This window comes from Oleiphilus sp. HI0125 (assembly GCF_001635355.1).
On record NZ_LWGF01000925.1, the window covers coordinates 1 to 1,362 of the forward strand.

A 1,362-nucleotide genomic window follows, 5' to 3' on the forward strand; every position below is an offset into this window, starting at 1 on the left:
GGTTGATCACGTTGATGCGAAAGGTCGCGGTCATGCTGTGATCATGGAGGTCATTGAACGCAATACAAAAGATGTTGTTGGGCGCATTTTCTTTGAAAGTGGTTTGTGTTTTGTTGAAGTCGAAAGTGTTCGAGAGACTCAACAGGTTGTGGTTGCTCAAGAAGACACCTTAGGTGCGAAGCATGGGCAATATGTTGTTGCTAAAATCTTGCATCAGCCATCTAAACGAGAACACGCGACGGGTGAAGTTACCGAAGTGCTCGGGGATCACTTAGCACCGGGTATGGAGATCGAGGTAGCGATTCGTTCTTATAATATTCCTCATGAATGGCCGGAAGATTTAATCGCTCAGATTGAATCGTTTACACCAGAGGTTAGCGAGGCCGATAAATCTGGACGCATTGATTTAAGGGATCTTCCTTTAGTTACTATCGACGGTGAAGACGCACGAGACTTTGACGACGCTGTGTATTGCGAGCGCCGCGACGAAGGTGGTTGGCGTCTATATGTCGCGATTGCAGACGTTAGTCATTACGTTAATGTTGATAGCCCCTTAGATCATGAAGCGAACAAGCGCGCGACATCGGTATATTTTCCAGATCATGTCGTACCGATGCTACCGGAGTTGCTATCTAACGGCCTATGCTCTTTGAATCCTAAAGTTGATCGTCTATGTATGGTCTGCGAAATGGAGTTGAGCCCAGAGGGTAAAGTAGAAAAGAGTTATTTCTACGAGGCTGTTATGCATAGTCATGCTCGCATGACCTATAACCAAGTCGGCACGATTTTGGATGAGCCTGATAGTGTTGAAGGAATCCAATTATGCGAAGACTTTGCCGAGCGTTTACCGCAGATTTATGACCTTTTCGAGTTGTACCAAGCTTTAAGAAAACGCCGAACAGAACGTGGCGCGATCGATTTTGAAACAGTTGAAACGCAAATTATCTTTGGTGAAGAGCGCAAAATCGATGCGATCGTTCCTCGTGAACGAAATGATGCACATAAGATCATTGAAGAATGCATGCTATGTGCGAATGTGGCGACAGCGGAATTTCTAATCGCTGAGAAATTGCCTGCCTTATACCGTGTTCACGAGGGGCCGGGTGAACAGAAGCTCGAAAACTTACGCGCCTTCCTAAACGAGCAGGGCTTATTTTTGGGTGGAGGAGAAACCCCCAAGCCTGCTGATTATCAAGTCTTGTTTGAGCAGATCGCTAATCGTCCTGACTTTAGCGTGATTCAAACAATGATGCTGCGTTCGATGAGCCAAGCGGTATACAGCCCAGAAGAGAAAGGGCATTTTGGCCTAGCATACGAACACTACGCGCATTTTACTTCTCCTATCCGGCGTTACCCAGATTT

The 1,362-nt window shown here is 46.3% G+C and carries 1 protein-coding gene; it reads left to right on the forward strand.

Annotation, left to right across the window (positions count from 1 at the left end):
- Positions 1 to 1,362: ribonuclease R family protein (locus A3762_RS16045; protein ID WP_156493510.1), on the forward strand; the 1,362-nt coding region annotated here is incomplete at both ends.